Annotated in this window: 16 protein-coding genes; 8 read left to right on the forward strand and 8 right to left on the reverse strand. The window is 63.4% G+C overall.

Annotation, left to right across the window (positions count from 1 at the left end; translation table 11 throughout):
• Window positions 1–38: 38 nt before the first annotated feature.
• The 3 genes from WH367_RS20725 to WH367_RS20735 form a co-directional block, all read right to left on the reverse strand.
• Window positions 39–2,537, reverse strand: coding sequence for a TonB-dependent siderophore receptor (locus tag WH367_RS20725; protein WP_339537519.1), 2,499 nt, complete (start codon window positions 2,535–2,537; stop codon window positions 39–41).
• A 146-nt stretch (window positions 2,538–2,683) separates the two neighbouring features.
• Window positions 2,684–3,697 (reverse strand): FecR family protein, encoded by a 1,014-nt coding sequence (locus tag WH367_RS20730; protein ID WP_339537521.1) that lies wholly within the window; start codon window positions 3,695–3,697, stop codon window positions 2,684–2,686.
• Window positions 3,694–4,260 carry a sigma-70 family RNA polymerase sigma factor gene (locus tag WH367_RS20735; RefSeq protein WP_339537522.1) on the reverse strand — a complete coding sequence of 189 codons (567 nt, stop codon included), beginning with the start codon at window positions 4,258–4,260 and terminating at the stop codon, window positions 3,694–3,696. Before WH367_RS20735 ends, WH367_RS20730 begins: the two co-directional genes overlap by 4 nt.
• Before the next feature lie 232 nt (window positions 4,261–4,492).
• Here WH367_RS20735 and WH367_RS20740 point away from each other — a divergent pair, with 232 nt between their 5' ends.
• Together WH367_RS20740 and WH367_RS20745 are read left to right on the forward strand one after the other, a co-directional pair.
• Window positions 4,493–4,705, forward strand: coding sequence for a TOBE domain-containing protein (locus WH367_RS20740; protein ID WP_021028223.1), 213 nt, complete (start codon window positions 4,493–4,495; stop codon window positions 4,703–4,705).
• A gap of 328 nt (window positions 4,706–5,033) precedes the next feature.
• Window positions 5,034–5,543 carry a hypothetical protein gene (locus WH367_RS20745; RefSeq protein ID WP_339537523.1) on the forward strand — a complete coding sequence of 170 codons (510 nt, stop codon included), beginning with the start codon at window positions 5,034–5,036 and terminating at the stop codon, window positions 5,541–5,543.
• A 249-nt stretch (window positions 5,544–5,792) separates the two neighbouring features.
• Here WH367_RS20745 and infA read toward each other — a convergent pair whose 3' ends face one another.
• From infA to WH367_RS20760, 3 genes are all read right to left on the reverse strand, one after another.
• On the reverse strand, window positions 5,793–6,059 hold the full coding sequence (infA, locus tag WH367_RS20750; RefSeq protein ID WP_312990313.1) for a translation initiation factor IF-1: 267 nt from the start codon (window positions 6,057–6,059) through the stop codon (window positions 5,793–5,795).
• 28 nt (window positions 6,060–6,087) lie between these two features.
• Entirely contained in the window at window positions 6,088–6,312 is a 225-nt protein-coding gene (locus WH367_RS20755; RefSeq protein ID WP_021028220.1) for a hypothetical protein, read from the reverse strand.
• A gap of 360 nt (window positions 6,313–6,672) precedes the next feature.
• Window positions 6,673–7,095, reverse strand: a complete 423-nt coding sequence (locus WH367_RS20760) for a hypothetical protein (RefSeq protein ID WP_239645036.1) — start codon at window positions 7,093–7,095, stop codon at window positions 6,673–6,675.
• Between the two features lie 438 nt (window positions 7,096–7,533).
• Between WH367_RS20760 and WH367_RS20765 the strand changes: the two genes are divergently transcribed.
• On the forward strand, window positions 7,534–8,502 hold the full coding sequence (locus WH367_RS20765) for a hypothetical protein (protein WP_339537524.1): 969 nt from the start codon (window positions 7,534–7,536) through the stop codon (window positions 8,500–8,502).
• Window positions 8,503–8,599: 97 nt separating this feature from the next.
• On the opposite strand, the gene WH367_RS20770 is transcribed toward WH367_RS20765, so the two are convergent.
• Window positions 8,600–9,571 carry a LysR substrate-binding domain-containing protein gene (locus WH367_RS20770; protein WP_339537525.1) on the reverse strand — a complete coding sequence of 324 codons (972 nt, stop codon included), beginning with the start codon at window positions 9,569–9,571 and terminating at the stop codon, window positions 8,600–8,602.
• Between the two features lie 278 nt (window positions 9,572–9,849).
• On the opposite strand from WH367_RS20770, the gene WH367_RS20775 reads away from it, so the two are divergent.
• The 5 genes from WH367_RS20775 (at window position 9,850) to yddG (ending at window position 16,090) form a co-directional block, all read left to right on the forward strand.
• Window positions 9,850–11,169 carry an NAD(P)/FAD-dependent oxidoreductase gene (locus WH367_RS20775; protein WP_339537526.1) on the forward strand — a complete coding sequence of 440 codons (1,320 nt, stop codon included), beginning with the start codon at window positions 9,850–9,852 and terminating at the stop codon, window positions 11,167–11,169.
• A gap of 125 nt (window positions 11,170–11,294) precedes the next feature.
• Entirely contained in the window at window positions 11,295–12,626 is a 1,332-nt protein-coding gene (locus tag WH367_RS20780) for an MFS transporter (protein WP_339537527.1), read from the forward strand.
• 69 nt (window positions 12,627–12,695) lie between these two features.
• On the forward strand, window positions 12,696–13,604 hold the full coding sequence (locus tag WH367_RS20785; protein ID WP_339537528.1) for a dihydrodipicolinate synthase family protein: 909 nt from the start codon (window positions 12,696–12,698) through the stop codon (window positions 13,602–13,604).
• Window positions 13,604–15,100: an aldehyde dehydrogenase gene (locus WH367_RS20790; protein ID WP_339537529.1), complete on the forward strand. Its 1,497-nt coding sequence runs from the start codon at window positions 13,604–13,606 to the stop codon at window positions 15,098–15,100. The genes WH367_RS20785 and WH367_RS20790 overlap by 1 nt, the downstream gene beginning before the upstream one ends.
• 72 nt (window positions 15,101–15,172) lie before the next feature.
• Complete coding sequence (gene yddG / locus WH367_RS20795) at window positions 15,173–16,090, forward strand: aromatic amino acid DMT transporter YddG (protein ID WP_339537530.1); 918 nt, start codon at window positions 15,173–15,175, stop codon at window positions 16,088–16,090.
• A gap of 294 nt (window positions 16,091–16,384) precedes the next feature.
• Here the strand turns inward: yddG and WH367_RS20800 are convergent, their stop codons facing one another.
• Window positions 16,385–16,558 (reverse strand): hypothetical protein, encoded by a 174-nt coding sequence (locus WH367_RS20800; RefSeq protein WP_158400602.1) that lies wholly within the window; start codon window positions 16,556–16,558, stop codon window positions 16,385–16,387.
• Between the last annotated feature and the right edge of the window lie 101 nt (window positions 16,559–16,659).

Here is a 16,659-nt window from a genome sequence, read left to right on the forward strand (position 1 = left end):
CGTTGGCGAAACTCGCCTGCCATCTGCGCAGACGCGGTTTAGAACGAGCCGCGCAAGGTCAGCATCGCGTTGCGCGGATCGCCATAGTGGCTGCTGTTGACCAGGTTGCCGATGGACGAGTAGTAGCGCTTGTTGAACATGTTGTTGAAGTTCAGGCTCAGCTGCCAATGCGGGTCGATCTGGTAGCGCACATAGCTGCTCCAGACGGCGCGGCCCGGGGCATTGAGGCTGATCGCGCCGATCTTGCGGTAGGAGGCGCTTTGGGTGTTGACGCCGCCGCCGATGGTGAGCGCGTTCCAGTCGCCGGGCAGGCGGTAGGTGGTCCACAGGCGCAGCAGGTGCTTGGGCGTGTAGCTGTTGAAGTCCAGGCCTTCGTTGTTGATGTCGCGCTTGTAGGTGTTGCGGTTGAAGGTGTAGCCGGCAAACAGGTTCCAGCCCCGGCTCAGCTCGCCGCTGATCTCGGCATCAAAGCCCTGGCTGCGCACGCGCCCGTCGTCGGTGTAGCAGTAGTAGCCGTCACGGCAGTCGGGGCCGGAGGCGATGTCTTCGGTGGCGCGGTTCTTCTGGTCGACGCGGTAGAGCGCAAACGAGGTGTTGGCCCGGCCGCCCAGGATTTCTCCTTTGAGCCCCAGCTCATAGGTGGCGCCTTGGATGGGTTTCAAGTTCTGGCCCGCTGCGTTCAGCGACCACTGCGGGTTGAAGATATCGGCATAGCTGGCGTAGGCCGACCACTGCGGGTTGAGGGCGTAGATCAGCCCGGCAAAGGGCATGAAGCGGGTGTTGTCCTGGTGCGTGGACGAAGCGGCCACGTTGCCAGTGGTGGTGGTAATCGTGTCGAAATCGGTCTTGTAGCTGCCCAGGCGTCCACCCAGCACCAGCTTGAGCGGATCGCTCAGCTGCAGGCGCAGCGCGCCATAGGCGCCGGCCTGGCGCGTCTTGCCCAAGGTGCGCTCGGTGTTGGCATAGCGAATGGCCTCGTCGCTGGGCTCGCTGCGGAACGGGTCCGGGTCAAACACATTGATCGGGACGGCCGGGCTGATCGAGCTGTAGTCGCTGGTGACCTTGCCCTGGCTGTAGCTGGTGCCCAGCACCAGTTGGTGCTCGCGGCCAAAGGCGCTGAAATCACCCACCAGGCTCGCATCCAGGCCCGAGGCGCTCTGGTCGGCCTGGGTCAGGTTGCTGACGCTGGCGCCCAGGCCGGTGGCAGCGGCCACGGCGCGCTGGGACGAGGCGTACTTCATGTCCAACTCCTCCTTGACATGCAGGGCCGAGACCTTGGCGCGCCATTGGCTGTTGAACTGGTGGTTCAGGTCTGCATACAGCGTTCGGGTGTTGTTGTTCTGGCGGTTCCAGATGGCGCCCAGGTAGGTGGAGCGGGGCAGCGCGATGTCGCGGCCATCGCTGTAGTGCGGCAGGCCCGAGATAAAGGGCCGGCCCTTGAAGGACTCGTAGCTGGCGCCCACGCTGACCTGGGTCTGGGGCGAGATGTCGTACTCCAGGGTGCCGTACAGGGTGCCGTTGCGTTGGTTGGCGTAGTCGATGAAGGAGTGCTGGTCGTCCACATCGATGACGGCGCGGCCGCGCAGGCTGCCTTCGGCGTTCAGCGCGCCGCTGCCATCGATTTGCGCGCCATAGCGGTCCCAGGAGCCGGCCTTGGCGGTGACGGTGACGCCGCCTTCCTTGAGCGGGCGCTTGCGCGCCAGGTTGACGGCGCCGCTCGGATCGCCCCCGCCTTGCAGCAGGCCGGCCGAGCCGCGCAGCACTTCGGCGCGGTCATAGATGGCGGTGCCGCCCTGGTAGTTGCTGGCGCGGCCATAGAGGCGCTGCACATTGACCCCGTCATACTGGATGGTGGCCATGCTGAAGCCGCGCGAGTAGATGTACTTGCCGCCTTGCGGGCTTTGCAGCAAGGTGATGCCGGTGGTGCTGCCCAACGCGTCGTAGACCGAGGTCGCGTTTTGCTCATCCATCAGCTGGCGGGTGACCACACTGATCGACTGGGGAATGTCCTTGAGCGCCTGCTCCCCTTTGCCGATGGTGACGGCACGCGGCGTGTAGGCGCCGGTCTGCTCGGTGGTGGCGCTGCGGATCGCCGGCGCGGTCACGCGGATCTCGTTGAGCGTCAGGCCAGCGGCGGCGGCATCGCTGCTGACGGTCGTGGCGCCGGCTCCGGCTCCCGTATGGGGCGCGGCGCGCAACGACCAGGTGCTGCCGTCGATCTTGACCAGCTCCAGCCCGCTGCCGGCCAGCGCAGCGCGTGCAGCATCCTCCGGGGCATAGCTGCCGCGCAGGGCAGGCGCCGTGCGGCCTTGCACCAGGCTGGCATCCATGCTGATCTGCTGGCCGCTTTGCGAGGCGATGCGGGCCAGCGTGCTGCCCAGCGGCTGGGCGGGCAGGTCATAGCTTTGGACGGCGGCCGGGTTGCGGGTTTGGGCCTGGGCAGGCAGGGTGCAGGACATGGCAGCGGCGAGTGCGGCGGCCAGTGCGATGGCGCCCATAGGTGCAGTGGGCAGGGTGGGCGAGCGGCGGAGTGGCATAGGGTCCTTGGAAATGCAGGTAGATAAATCGAGGCTTCCAAGGTATGTAGAGCGAGCGCAAAAAAGTGTTCATTTATTTTTGCGAGGTGGGGGTGATGCGCTGCAGCCCCGTCCTCGACAGACCTGTCCGGGCAGGTCTGCGCGCCTCAGGCCGCTTCGATCACGACCAGCCAGCCGCGCTGGTAGACGCGCACCGTGATCGGCAAGGTTGCCGCCAGCGCATCCAAGGCGCGGTCGCTGTCGTCGAGCGCATAGTTGCCATAGACCCGCAGCGCGGCAGCCTGGGCGCTGATGCGGACAAAACCCCGGCGGTAGGCGCGCAGCGCCTGCACCACCTCGCCCAGCGGCCGGTTGTGCACCTCCAGCATGCCGCGCTGCCAGGCGGCCTCTGCCTGGGGGTTGATGTCGTCGGCGTCGATGGACAAGGTGTCAAAGCGCGCGCTATGGCCTTCGTCCAGCACCTGGCTGGCACCGGCTGCGGTCGTCAGGCGCGTGGCGTGCTCAAGCATGCCGACGCGGGTGTAGCGGCTGCTGGCGTCTTCCAGCCGCACAGAAAAGCGGGTGCCCAGCGCCTGGATGCTGCCATGCGGGCTCAGCACCTCAAACGGCGGCAGGCCGTTGCTGGCGGGCTTGGCCTGCACCAGCAGCGCGCCCTGGCGCAGCTTGACCCGGCGTCGGCCTGGGCCAAAGTCCAGGTCCACGGCCGATCGGGCATCCAGGAGCAGTTCACTGCCATCGGGCAGGGTAAAGCTCTGGCGCTCGCCGGTGCTGGTGCGCAGGTCGGCGGTCATCTGGCGCCAGGGCATCTGGCGGTCGGCCAGCAGCAGGGCGCCTGCAGAGACACCGCCGATGGCCAGCGCACCGCTGAGCAGACGCCGCCGGCTGCTGCCCCGGCGCTGGGCATGCGCGAGGGCCTGGCCCATCACATCGCCCATCGCGGCGGCGGCCTTGGGCGTGGCCACGGCGCGGGCCGCGCCAAACTGCGCATGCAGGCTGCCACTCAGCCGCTGCCAGACCAGCTGGTGCTGGGGGTGGGCGGCGAGCCAGGCGCGGTGGCGGGCCTGGTCGGCGTCGGTCATCTCGCCCGAGTGGAACTGCACCAGCCATTCCACGGCAGCTTCGCTGACCGGGTCGAGCGTGGATTCGGGGCTGGCCGTCATCCAGCGCTCAGGCTGCCCGCGATCGCAGGTACTGCGTTGCGCACTGGCGCGGTAATGCCGGCATCCTGCCGGGCCAGGGCCAGTGCAATGCGGCGAAAGCCCTCTGCCATATGGCGGCGCACAGTGCTGTGCGAGATGCCCAGGCGCTGTGCAATCGCCTCGTAACCCAGGCCATCGAGCTGGCTGAGCAAAAAGGCCTGCTGGGCCGGCAGCGGCAGGCCGTCGAGCGCATGGGCCACATGGGCCAGCGTTTCCTGCAGCACCGCCAGCTCTTCGGGCGAGGGCATCAGCGGCTCGGGCTGGGCGCCCAGCGCTTCGAGGTAGCTGCGCTCCAGATCACGGCGGCGCCAGTGGTTGATCAAAAGCCGCTTGGCAATGGTCGTCAAGAACGCCCGGGGCTCACGGATGGCCTCGGGGGGCGTGGCACTGGTGAGCACGCAGACAAAGGTGTCGGCCGCCATGTCCTGCGCATCGGCGGCATTGCCGAGCCGGTGCTGCAAGCGCTGCTGCAGCCATTGGTGGTGGCCGGTGTAGAGAAGCTGGACGTCGGGAATGGCAGACATGGGAGGCGGTACAGAGCAGGCAGCAATCCGATGCATTTGAGAATTATTCGCATTTTATGACTGTTTCTAGATGTGCCTAGACCTGGCCGGGGATCTGTGGCGTGATTGCGCCATGGCCCGCTGCTGCCATCACGGCGGTGGAGGGGGTCTGCTGCTTGGGCCGCGCGGCAAATGCGGCCAGAATAGAGCGTTCGTTTATTTCGCGGTACCCACCGCTCCCAAAGGAATCCCCATGAAAATCAGCGCACGCAATGTCTTGAGCGGCACCGTTATCTCCATCACCCGCGGCCCCGTCTCTACCGAAGTTGTTCTGGAAATCGCACCGGGCGTGCAGATTGCCTCCAGCATCACCACCAACTCGGCCGATGCGCTGAAGCTGAAAGAGGGCGCCAAGGCCTACGGCGTGATCAAGGCCTCGTCGGTGATGATCGGGGTGGACGACTGACGTAGGCCGGGCCTTGGCCAGCGTTGCGTCCCAGGCCCGTGATCGGCGGCACCCGCCCTGGCCTCGCTGCCATGGGCATATGCTGCTTCGCTGACAACGGGCCGCCTGTCCCCTCTCTCCCTCTTGCAAAGCGCCTCGCGGCCTGGCCAGGCGCTGGCGCTTGAAGCGCCGTCGTTGCGTACATGCCAAATACAGGCCGCCATTTTTGCGGCCTGGCCGCTTATTGGGTAAACGCGGGAAGCGCCTACTTGAAGGACATCTTCTTGCTCTCGCTCCCTCCCCCTTGCGATGCGGTAGCCTGACAGACAGCGTCGATTAAAGGAACGAGATGAGCTATGGACAAATACTGTTGTTTTTCTTCCTGTGCTGGCTGTCCTATTTTGCGTACTGGCTGCTGTCCAGAGGGCCGCCGAGAACACCTGGGTTTCTTCGTGGCCCCTTGAAGGCGACGATCGCATTGAAAGACCTGAGCTCAAAAAAGCATTGGGCGCGCGGAGAGACGGTCAAGGTGGCTGACGACGGCACCTATACGGCGAACATTTTCCGCGTCGCAGGAAACAGCTCTGGTGAAAACGCCAACCGGGACTGCATCGCGTTCCTCGTTCCGGAAGAAGGCAAGGAGAACACGGACAAGCCCGTGTCGGTGGTGGTGGATGGATTGCGCATAGGTCAGCTGTCTGTCAGAGACCTGATGCCTTTCAAAGTCATGCTGCAGGACGCAGGCCTGCATGCCCAGGTCACGTCATGCGATGCCTATATTGGCGGTGGTGGCACGGGCGTGGACGGCAAGAAGCGGAGCTATGCCATTTCGCTCGATGTCGATTGGTTTGAAGCCTAACGTGAATCCGCAGCATCCCTCTGGCTCGCATCTGAGCCCGGTCAGCCCAGTTTTTGTTGGTTTGCAGCCAGCCGTGGCGCTGGCTGCTCGGTTGGCGCAAGCATTGGGCAGAAGCCGCTGCAAATGCGAGCTGTGCGGCGGCTGATAACCCATGGCGCGGCAAGCGCTGCCTGCAGCGGCCCATAAAAAAACCGCCCATGGGCGGTTATGGATCGGCACAGCCATGTGCCGTTGTGGACGCTGGAATGTCTAGCGCTTGCGGAACTGCTTGGCGCCGGGGGCGGCTCCCGAGCGAGGCGCAAGATGCCGGAAGGTAATGCGACCCTTCGACAGATCGTAGGGGGACATTTCGATCGTCACGTTGTCCCCGGCAATGATCTTGATACGGTGCTTTCTCATCTTGCCACCGGTATATGCAATCAGCGAGTGGCCATTGTCCAGGTTCACGCGATATCTCGCATCTGGGAGAATTTCTTCGATCTTCCCCTGCATTTCGATAAGGTCTTCTTTGCTCAACGGATGTCCTTGGTGATGGCCTGTGGCCTTATTTCATGAGGGCAAGCTGCATGCCCTCATGCTTGGCGTGATCGACCGCCTCCTGCGCTGTCTCGAACAGCTTGGAGAAGGTGTACACGGTGTCTTGCGCAACCGAGCCCTGGCCGGACTTCAATGAGACTGCTGCTTGGAATTTCCCGTCTGCTTGCTCGCACACGCCTGGCGAGATGAAATAACGGGAAATCTTGTGGGTATCTTTAAAAAATTGAAACATGGGTGCGCGCTCCACGCGCTGAAACGGTGGAGCATGAAGCGCCAGAAATAAATGCGAAAGAGGGAAAAGCCGACCCTAGGAATTTATTGTGGCTTGGAGGGCTTGCCTAGGATGTGTGCATAAAGCCTTGCGCGCCTTGCACTTTGACGGATCAAGGGGCAAGCATGCCCTGATCGGATATTTCAGGATAGCACAAAGCGGACTTCTGTGTGCAAAGTGCTCCATGGCAGCAAGCATCCGCTGCAACGACCAGCATGGCTAGCTGCGAGCGCAAGGCCGCACGCCGGGAAGGCCGTGGAGTCCCTCAAGGGCAGAGGAGGCAGCAACGGCGCGCTGAAAAAACCCTTGGAACAGAAGTTCTCAAGGCACCGCAATCGGCGCCGGTGCGGGGACCTCGGGATGGTCATACAGCCGTTGGCAGGCCCGTTTGATCTGGTAGGCCGCCATGGAGCTGCGCGTGTCTTCTGCCTTTCTTGCCGAGCACTGGGCGCCAGAGCTGAAGTCATCGCTCGCGATGCTGGCGCCTTGCCGAACGGCCTCTATCCCACCGGGATAGCTGGCCAAGCAGCCTTGCGACACGGCCTTGGCCGCCGCGTCGCTGCGCACCCGTGCTGCATGGTCGAGGATACAGGTGGCGTAGTTGCCAGCCCTTGCCGGCAGTGGCCACAACAGCGCCAGTGCTGCCAAAGCTGGCGCAAGCGCACACCAGGTAGAAAAAAACCGCACAACGGCGGTCAGTTCTGGGGACGGCAGCTTCCCACGTTTATACAAATTTGAAACCATGGCCAGCCACGATCTGTTGATCCTGGCCTGGGCGCTCTGGGTCAGCAGGCGGCTTCTTGTCTTGCTCCTGCGGCGCTGGCACACCTGCGCTCTGGAGCATCAGTTTGGACTTATCCCAAAACGAAGCAGGGGGATAGGCTGAGAATTTGAACATGTAGACCTCCGGTCTATGGCGATTGCGGCACACCAAGATGGATGGCCTCGGCCCACGGTACTCCTTTTAATGGCCTTAAACCGGGCCGCACAATGTCTTACGTCCGGCCGCTGGGCAGCGCCAATGGCGTGGGCCAAGGGGCTGAGCAGCTGCCCAATGCCCCACCGCTTGCGGTGCGTATCCATGAAACGGCCTGCCGTTGCTGCGCTGAGAATCCCGGGCTCAGCTGTCGCACCAGTCGTTGTTCCATCCAAGCGCTATTCAAAAATATAATAGCGCTTTATATGAAGAACGAGGACAAGCCCATGCCATGGATCAGCCCCTTTTTGCGCCGCCCTTTTGTGGATGCAGGCATACGCCGCATGCTGCTGGTGGGCCTGACTGGCGCGGCAGTCGCCTTGTCGGCCTGCGGCGGGGGCGGGAGTGATGCGGACCGGGGGCCGACCACCTTGTCGGTATCTGCGGATTTGAATGGCCTGTATTGGGACAAGAACGAAAGCCGACTGTTTGTGAGCGATGAGAAGGCCAACACCATCCGGGTATGGGAGGGCGGCAGCCAGTTTGCACAGTACGCGGCCTTGCCCGCTGCGCCCGCCAGCGGCTCGACCTTGGGCCAGGTCACGCGTGGCAGCGATGGCACCGTCTATGTGACGCGCTTTGGCTTTGGCACGGATGGCGCCGTGGCTGCGGTGCCCAAGAGCGGCACGGCCTACAACCTGCGCGGCACCGACAGCCTGCGCCGCCGCATCGGCATCACCCCCACGCCTGATGGATCGCTGCTGGATGGCTGGTTCATCAAGGGCGGCACAGGTGCCGTGAGCGAGCTCAAGATCAGTGGCAGCGCTGCCACCGAGACCGAGCTGATCACCGGCTTTGGCAAGCCCGTGGGCCTGGCCGTGGTGGGCGATGCGGTGTATGTGAGCGACCAGACGAGCGGCCAGGTGCTGTCCTTCTCGCTGGCCAAGCTGCGTGCGGCGCCAGCCACTGTGGCTGACGGCAAGCTGATCGCCAGCTTCACCAGCTCGGATGGCATTGACCTGATGACTGCCGCCACGGACGGCAGCCTGTTCTTTGGCGGCTCGGGCGGCAAGCTGTTCCGCGTCAGCCCCAAGGGCGAGACCAGCGTGCTGGCCAGCGGCTGGCCCAAGATCCGGGGCGTGGCCTATGACGAGCAGAACCGCCGCCTGTTTGTGGGCGTGGTGGCCGCCGATGCCGCCAGCCAGTCGAGCGTCCGCATTGTGCCTATCGATTAAGAAATGTAGGAGGAGAAGGGAAGGCCAGGCTGGGGAAGCCTGGCCTTTTTTTATGCACAGCAGGATGCGGCAGGCTGCGCTGTGATGGCCTTTTAGCTTATTCCTGCAGCAGCCCGCACTGCGCAAAAAACCAGCTTCTGAAGCGGGCGAGCGCGCTGTCACTGGCCTTGTCTTCGCGGTAGGCAAAGTAGTGGCGTGATTCTTCGAGCACCAGCTCCTCGGGCACAGGCCGCACCAGCAGGTTCTGCGCGATCAGGTGCGAGACCAGCTGGTTGAAACCCAGCGCCACGCCCTGGCCGTTCAGCACCATCTGAATGAGCAGGTTGTAGTCATTGGCGTTGAAGAAATGCGCGCCATTTTTCTGGCGCTCGTCCAGGTCCAGGCGGTGGATGGCCAGCCACACGCTCCAGTCCACATGCTCGGCCACCTGGGAGCGCCCATAGGGGCTCAGGTTCAGCAGCACGCTGTGGCGCAGGCCGTCGAGGGTCTGGATCTCCGGGTGCGCCTGCAAGTAGGCGGGGGTGCAGACGGGGTAGATGCGGTCATGGAACAGCGGCACGCTGGCATAGCCATCGCGCAGCCGCGACATCTTGGTGATGAAGATATCGGGGTGGATGCCCGGCTCCAGGGACAGAAAGTTCTGGCTGGTCACCAGGTCCAGGTCGATATCGGGGTTGTCGCTGAAAAAACTCGGCAAGCGCTGCGCCATCCACAAGGCCGAGAAGGCCGGCGAGCAGCACACGGTCAAGCTGCGCCGGGCATTGTTGCCATAGTCCTTGCGGATGCGCGATGCCGCCTGTGCGATGTTGATGAAGGACAGCTGCGCCGCATCAAAAAAGATGGCGCCGGCCGTCGTCAGCCGGACCGAGCGCCCGACCCGCTCGAACAGCGGCGTGCCCAGGTGCTCTTCGAGTTCGCGGATCTGGCGGCTAATGGCGGCCTGGGTCACGCACAGGGTCTCGGCCGCGCGGGTGAAGCTCTCATAGCGGGCGGCGGCCACAAAGCACTTCACCGCCCGCAGCGAAGGCATCTTGAGCAGGGTCTGGTCGGTGCTGGGGTGCTGATTCATAACGCCATGTTATCAATTGCCCGGACGAAATGTCGATTGTGCCCGGGGTGGCCAATGCCTAAACTTCAATCGCTCGGTAACGCATTATCTCGTTAAACAAGCCCGTCTGTGTTTTTACCCTTATCCACCTTTTAAAGGCGGGGTATTGGTAAAGCGACGTGTTTTTTTTGTGGGTAGTGTGCCGGCCTAAAAATAATCGCTTCCTTTGATAAAAAGGCTTTGATTTATTGCAGTGCTTGAATATCTGCAGTAGTTTGAGGCCGGAAGCCGGAGACAATATGCAAAAGATAAGCGTTACGCCCCAGGACGATGCCGCCTGCGGCTGGTACCACACGGGGCCTGCACGCCAGGCCCGGCCCGCCCACCGCGGCGATCGCCACGTCCGCTGGGCGGTGATCGGCGCAGGCTTTACCGGCCTAGCCGCTGCGCGGCAGCTGGCACTGCATTTTCCGCAGGACGAGGTGGTGCTGATCGATGCGCAGGAAGTGGGCTTTGGCACCTCGGGCCGCAATGCCGGCTTTGCGATCGACCTGCCCCATGACATTGGCGCTGACGACTATATCGGCGACATTACCATCGCCAGGAACACGCTCAAGCTCAACCGCATGGGCCAGGGCCTGCTCCATGCGCTGGTGCAGCAGCACCAGATCGACTGCCATATGCGTGCGAGTGGCAAGTACCAGGCGGCGGTGGAGGACCGGGGCATTGCGGTGCTGGAGGCTTACCGGCGTGGCCTGGACAAGCTGGGCGAGCCCTATGAGGTGATTGCCGGCAAGGACCTGCCCGCACGCATTGGCACCCATTTTTATCGCCAGGCGCTGTTCACCCCCGGCACCATGCTGCTGCAGCCCTCGGCCCTGGTCAAAGGCCTGGCCGATAGCCTGCCGCCCAATGTGACCCTGTACGAAAACACCGCCATCACCGAGGTGGACTACGGCAGCCAGGTGCTGCTGCGCCATGCCCAGGGCTGCATCCGGGCCGACAAGCTGGTGCTGGCCAACAATGCCTTTGGCGCGCGTTTTGGCTTTTTGCAGCGCACCGTGCTGCCGATGTACCTGTATGCCAGCCTCAGCCGCCCCCTGACCGAGGCCGAGCAGCAGCTGCTGGGGGGCGAGGCCTTTTGGGGCGTGATCCCGGCCGACCCCTATGGCAGCACGGTACGCCGCACGCATGACAACCGCATTCTCATGCGCAACAGCTTCAGCTTCAACCCCGGCCAGCGCTCCAAGCCGGCCTGCCTGGCGCGCTTTGCCCGCCAGCACCAGCAGTCTTTTGCGCGGCGCTTTCCGATGCTGCCAGACGTCAGCTTTGACTACACCTGGAGCGGATCGCTGGCGCTGACCCGCAACCACAACGGCTTTTTTGGGCAGCTGGCGCCCCACGTCTACGGCGCGCTGTTCTGCAACGGCCTGGGCATCACGCGCGGCACCGTCACCGGCAGCCTGCTGGCCGACATGATCGCCGGCAAACGCCATGAATTGATGGATTTTTTGCTGGCTACTTCCGGCCCCAGCCGCTTGCCGCCCGAGCCATTTTTGTCGCTCGGCGTCAACGCCACCCTGTGGTGGGGCCAGCGCAAGGCAGGGCTGGAGAGCTGAGGCCGCCGCGCCTCTCGCGGTGAAAGCGTGGCGCCAATGATTTTTTAAACCGGATTCAAAAAATATCCGGCATGGATAACGCTATCCATGGATTGATGTATTACTAAAAAAGGAGACGATATATCATGCAAAAGGAGAATATGTCCATCGAGGATGTGCCCTTGAATGGATTCCACCAGTTAATGACCTTGCGTTGTGGCGGTGGCTGGATTTTGGATGGCTATATTCTGAGTATTATCGGCGTGGCCATTGTGCAGTTTTCTGATTATCTGCACCTCGATTCCTTCTGGCAGGGCATGGTGGCGGCATCGGCGATGCTGGGCACCTTCTTCAGTGGCTTTCTGGGCGGCTGGCTGACCGACAAGATCGGCCGCCAGCGCCTGTTCTTTGTCGGGCCGCTGCTCTTCATCATCGGCTCGCTGGGCTCGTTCTGGGTCGAGTCGGGCACGGCGCTGTTCATCCTGCGCTTTTTGGTGGGCATGGGCGTGGGGCTGGAGTACCCGGTAGCCGGCTCGCTCTTGGCCGAATTTCTGCCACAAAAGAACCGGGGCCCGCGCCTGGCGGGCCTGACCATCCTCTGGTTTGTCGGCGCTGCGCTGTCCTATATCGTGGGCAACTTCATCCTGGCGCACAGCGGGCCTGACGGCTGGCGCTGGGTGCTGGCCAGCTCGGCCGTGCTGGGTGCTTTGCTGATGCTGGTGCGCCTGGGCACACCCGAATCGCCCCGTTGGCTGATGAACAAGGGCCGCTTTGACGAGGCCGACCAGGTCATCAAAAAGGTCTACGGCCCCAGCTTCTCGCTGGCCAATATGCCGGCCCAGGTCTCGGCGCAAAAGGTGTCGCTGGGCAGCTTGCTGCACTCGGGCTATGGCAAGCGCATGCTGTTTGTCATCGTGTTCTGGACCGCAGCCGTGGTGCCGATGTTTGCGGTCTATTCCTTTGCGCCGGTGGTGCTGCAGGCGCTCAACCTCAAGGGCGACTGGGCCTCGTATGGCTCGGTGCTAATCACCTTGCTGTTTGTCGTGGGCTGCGTGATTGCCACGCGCCTCATCGACAGCATGGGCCGCCGCCCGCTGATCATCCACAGCTTTCTCTGGTCCAGCCTGGCGCTGCTGGGGCTGGGCGCGTTCTCGAGCGGCTCCGAGGTGGTGGTGCTGCTGCTCTTTGGCGCCTATGCCCTGTTTATCGGCGGCGCCCAGGTGCTCGAGCTGGTCTACCCCAATGAGCTGTTCCCCACCGAGATCCGCGCCTTTGCCGTGGGTGTCGGCTCGTCGATGACACGCGTGGGCTCTGCGATTGGCACCTGGCTGGTGCCCGCCTCGCTGGCCAGCTTTGGCATCGGCCACACCATGTATGCGGCCGCCGCCGTGTCCGTGGTCGGCCTGGTGGCATCGGTGCTGCTGGCGCCCGAGACCCGTGCGATGAGCCTTGAAGAGGCGGCATCGCTCCAACGCTGATCCTTCGCGCTGCGGTTGGCACTGCGGCGCTTATTCCCTCCACCCATTCTTTACCCAACAGAGACGACCATGAACTTTGAAGGCATCTACACCCCCGCGATCACGCCCCTGCGCGCCGATGGCGCCATCGACAACGCTGCATTCAGCCAGGTGCTGGAGCACCTGATCGACGCCGGCGTGCACGGCATCATCATTGCCGGCTCCACCGGCGAGTACTACGCCCACAGCACGCAGGAACGCCTGGACCTGGCCCGCTATGCCAAAGAGGTGATCGGCAGCCGTACCCAGCTCATCATCGGCACCGGCGCGGTGCGCACCGAGGAATCGGTCGAATACGCCAAGCTGGCCAAGGCGATCAAGGCCGATGCCATCCTGGTGGGCACGCCCCCGTATGCGCTGCCCACCGAGGCCGAGAACGCCGCCCATGCGCTGGCCATCGATGCCGCCGCTGGCCTGCCGGTCATGCTCTACAACTACCCCGGCCGCATGGGCATGTCGATGGGCCGTGAGTTTTTCCGGATCGTGACGCAGGCCTCGAAGAACTTTGTCGCGATCAAGGAAAGCTCGGGCCAGACCGGCCAGCTGCACATGCTGGCCTGCGAATTTCCGCAGATCGGCCTGTCCTGCGGCTGGGACGACCAGGCGCTGGAGTTCTTTGCCTGGGGCGCGCGCAGCTGGGTCTGCGCGGGCTCCAACTTCATTCCGCGCGAGCACATTGCGTTGTACCAGGCCTGCGTCGTCGACAAGGATTTTGACAAGGGCCGCCGCATCATGGCCGCGCTGATGCCGTTGATGGATTTCCTCGAAGGCGGCAAGTTTGTGCAGGCCATCAAGCATGGCTGCGAGCTGATCGGCCTGCAGGCCGGTGGCGTGCGCGCACCGCTGCAAGGCTTGAACGACGATGAAAAGCAGGGCCTGCAAGCGGTGCTCAGCAAGCTCCAGCGCGATGTCGCTGCCATCACCGGAGGCCAGCAATAATGGCCGCCCCTTTGCTGACCGCCGCCCAGTACGCCGAGCTGGCCCACCGCATCACGCTGCCCACGCAGGCCTTTGTGGATGGCGCGTTTCGCCCCGCCTTGTCCGGCCAGACCTTTGAGACCACCAACCCGGCCACCGGCCAGCTGCTGGCCCAGATTGCGGCCTGCAATGCCGGCGATGTGGACCTGGCGGTGGCTGCGGCCAAGGCGGCGTACGAGGATGGCCGCTGGAGCCGCCTGTCGCCCAATGCGCGCAAGCACATCCTGCTGCGCTTTGCCGACCTGCTGGAGCAGCATGCCCATGAGTTGGCCGTGATGGAAACGCTGGACAGCGGCAAGCCCATCCGCGAATGCCAGAACACCGATGTGCCCGAGGCCATCCACACCATCCGCTGGCATGCCGAGCTGATCGACAAGATCTACGACCACACGGCGCCGGTGGGTGGCAATGCGCTGGCCTTGGTGGTGCGTGAGCCGATTGGCGTGGTCGGCCTGGTGCTGCCCTGGAACTTTCCGCTGCTGATGCTGGCCTGGAAGATCGGCCCCTCGCTGGCAGCGGGCTGCTCCATCGTCGTCAAGCCTGCCAAGGAAACCACGTTGACGGCCCTGCGCGTGGCTGAGCTGGCCCACCAGGCAGGGGTGCCAGCGGGCGTGTTCAATGTGCTGCCCGGGGGCGGGCGCGATGTGGGCGCGCCGCTGGGCCGCCACCGCGATGTCACCATGGTGAGCTTTACCGGATCGACCGACACCGGCCGCTTGTTCCTGCAGTACGCGGCCGAGTCCAACCTCAAGCGGGTGGTGCTGGAGTGCGGCGGCAAGAACCCGGCCGTGGTGCTGCGCGATGTGCAGGACCTGGCCGCTGCCGCCCAGCACATTGTGGCCGGTGCCTTCTGGAACATGGGCGAGAACTGCTCGGCCTCGTCGCGCCTGATCGTGCACGAAGACATCAAGGCCGACCTGCTGGCCCATATCGGCGAGCAGATGCGCGCCTGGAAGATGGGCGACCCGCTGGACCCGGACAACCGCCTGGGCGCGATGGTGAGCAAGGCGCATTTCGACAAGGTGAGTTCTTACTTTGCGCAGGCCCAGGCCGAAAAGCTGGCCGTGGCTTTTGGCGGCCAGACGGAGCAGGGCGTCTATGTGCAGCCCACCGTGGTCGATGGCGTGGGCACGGACAGCCGCCTGTTCCAGGAAGAGATCTTTGGTCCCATCCTGGCGGTGACGAGCTTTCGCACCGTGGACGGGGCGATTGCGCTGGCCAATGATTCGGTCTATGGCTTGGCTGCCTCGGTCTACACCGATGACCTGCGCCAGGCCATCAAAGTCTCGCGTGCTATCCATGCCGGTGTGGTCACCGTCAACTGCTTTGGCGAGGGCGATGTCACCACGCCGTTTGGCGGCTACAAGGAATCGGGCTTTGGCGGCCGCGACAAATCCCAGTGGGCGCATGACCAGTACACCGAGATGAAAACCATCTGGATCGACACGCAGGACTGATGTGGCAGCGACAATAGGCGCAGCGCCCGGCCAAGCATGGCTGGGCGCTGTGCCTGCAACCTTTGAACAACCATGCAAAACAAGAACAAGGCCACCCTGATCGGCCTCGTGGCCGTGCTTTTATGGAGCGCCATCGTCGGCCTGATCCGCAGCGTGAGTACGCATTTTGGTGCCACCGGCGGCGCGGCGCTGATGTACAGCTTGGCGTCGGTCTTTTTGCTGCTAACGGTGGGCGGTGCGCGCCCCCGCCAGCTGCGCAGCTTTCCCCGCCAGTACCTGGTCTGGGGCAGCCTGCTGTTTGTGGTCTATGAGCTGTGCCTGTCGCTGTCCATTGGCTACGCCAACACTGCGCAGCAGGCCATTGAGGTGGGCATGGTCAACTACCTCTGGCCCACCTTCACCATCGTCGCGGCCATTTTGTTCAACCGCCAGCACAGCAATTTTCTGATCGTGCCGGGTTTTGTGCTGTCCATCGTTGGCATCTGTTGGGTGCTGGGCGGCGAGCAGGGCTTTGACATGGCAGGCATGCTGCACAACGTGCGCGACAACCCGCTGAGCTACGGCCTGGCCTTTGCCGGCGCGCTGATCTGGGCGGCCTATTGCACGGTCACGGCGCGTATTGCCCATGGCAAGAATGGCGTGACCCTGTTCTTTATCCTGGTGTCGATCACCCTCTGGGCCAAGTACCTGCTGGGTGGCGGTGGCGCGATGCATTTCAGCGGCGAGGCGATTGTCTACCTGGTGCTGGCCGCTGCCGCGATGGGTTTTGGCTACGGCGCCTGGAACTTCGGCATACTGCACGGCCATGTGACCGTGCTGGCCGGCGCATCCTACTTTATCCCCGTGCTGTCGGCTGCGCTGTCCACCGTACTGCTGCGAGCGCCGCTGTCGCTGGCGTTTTGGCAAGGGGCTGCGATGGTCTGCGGTGGCGCCATTTTGTGCTGGCTCGCGACCCGGGCAGGGGGCCCGGCCAAGACTGCGGCGGCTTGAACCAAAAGGCCCCCAGCTGACAACAGCCTGCCCTTTGGCGGGCTGTTGCGCTGGTGACTATGCCCAAGGGGCGCCTTAGGCCGGTAGAAGAAGGCCGATGCTCAATGCGAGCCGTTCATGCAAGCTTGAACCGGATGGAGGGGGAAAGCATGAACTCGGCAAGAAACTGGGCACGAGCCTCTAACACAACCCTTGATACGTCGTTACCAATCCTTGTCGTACCCCTGTACTGCCTGCGGGTTGGCGCCTAGTCTCAATCGCAAACCTAAGGTTTGCTGGGCCGTGTTGGCGGCTCTAAGTCGCCAACTGCTTGGCGTTTTGAAGTGCGGCCAGGCGGCGGTACTTCTCGAAGGTCTTGCTGATATCTGTGGACACCGCTGGAACATAGCGGTTTTGCTTTTCACCACGCTGCGCGACTAAGGGTCGGGTTGGCATGGTCAGCATCGGAAAAGATGGCTGGTGTTGCATGACGAACTCCTTTCTTCGATGGCTCCATGATCGCGGCTAAGGGCTGGTGCGCGGTGTAGGCGTTGTCCGAGGAATGTCAACAGGTTTCAGCTGACCGGCTG

It is taken from the genome of Comamonas sp. MYb21, from assembly GCF_037479395.1.
Taxonomy (GTDB): Bacteria; Pseudomonadota; Gammaproteobacteria; order Burkholderiales; family Burkholderiaceae_C; genus Comamonas.

What these genes read in the sequence shown, in the direction of transcription:
- WH367_RS20725 (WP_339537519.1), bottom strand. Translation starts at nt 2,537, where the DNA reads ATGCCACTCCGCCGCTCGCCCACCCTGCCCACTGCACCTATGGGCGCC.
- WH367_RS20730 (WP_339537521.1), bottom strand. Translation starts at nt 3,697, where the DNA reads ATGACGGCCAGCCCCGAATCCACGCTCGACCCGGTCAGCGAAGCTGCC.
- WH367_RS20735 (WP_339537522.1), bottom strand. Translation starts at nt 4,260, where the DNA reads ATGTCTGCCATTCCCGACGTCCAGCTTCTCTACACCGGCCACCACCAA.
- WH367_RS20740 (WP_021028223.1), top strand. Translation starts at nt 4,493, where the DNA reads ATGAAAATCAGCGCACGCAATGTCTTGAGCGGCACCGTTATCTCCATC.
- WH367_RS20745 (WP_339537523.1), top strand. Translation starts at nt 5,034, where the DNA reads ATGAGCTATGGACAAATACTGTTGTTTTTCTTCCTGTGCTGGCTGTCC.
- WH367_RS20755 (WP_021028220.1), bottom strand. Translation starts at nt 6,312, where the DNA reads ATGTTTCAATTTTTTAAAGATACCCACAAGATTTCCCGTTATTTCATC.
- WH367_RS20760 (WP_239645036.1), bottom strand. Translation starts at nt 7,095, where the DNA reads ATGGTTTCAAATTTGTATAAACGTGGGAAGCTGCCGTCCCCAGAACTG.
- WH367_RS20765 (WP_339537524.1), top strand. Translation starts at nt 7,534, where the DNA reads ATGAAGAACGAGGACAAGCCCATGCCATGGATCAGCCCCTTTTTGCGC.
- WH367_RS20770 (WP_339537525.1), bottom strand. Translation starts at nt 9,571, where the DNA reads ATGAATCAGCACCCCAGCACCGACCAGACCCTGCTCAAGATGCCTTCG.
- WH367_RS20775 (WP_339537526.1), top strand. Translation starts at nt 9,850, where the DNA reads ATGCAAAAGATAAGCGTTACGCCCCAGGACGATGCCGCCTGCGGCTGG.
- WH367_RS20780 (WP_339537527.1), top strand. Translation starts at nt 11,295, where the DNA reads ATGCAAAAGGAGAATATGTCCATCGAGGATGTGCCCTTGAATGGATTC.
- WH367_RS20785 (WP_339537528.1), top strand. Translation starts at nt 12,696, where the DNA reads ATGAACTTTGAAGGCATCTACACCCCCGCGATCACGCCCCTGCGCGCC.
- WH367_RS20790 (WP_339537529.1), top strand. Translation starts at nt 13,604, where the DNA reads ATGGCCGCCCCTTTGCTGACCGCCGCCCAGTACGCCGAGCTGGCCCAC.
- yddG (WP_339537530.1), top strand. Translation starts at nt 15,173, where the DNA reads ATGCAAAACAAGAACAAGGCCACCCTGATCGGCCTCGTGGCCGTGCTT.
- WH367_RS20800 (WP_158400602.1), bottom strand. Translation starts at nt 16,558, where the DNA reads ATGCAACACCAGCCATCTTTTCCGATGCTGACCATGCCAACCCGACCC.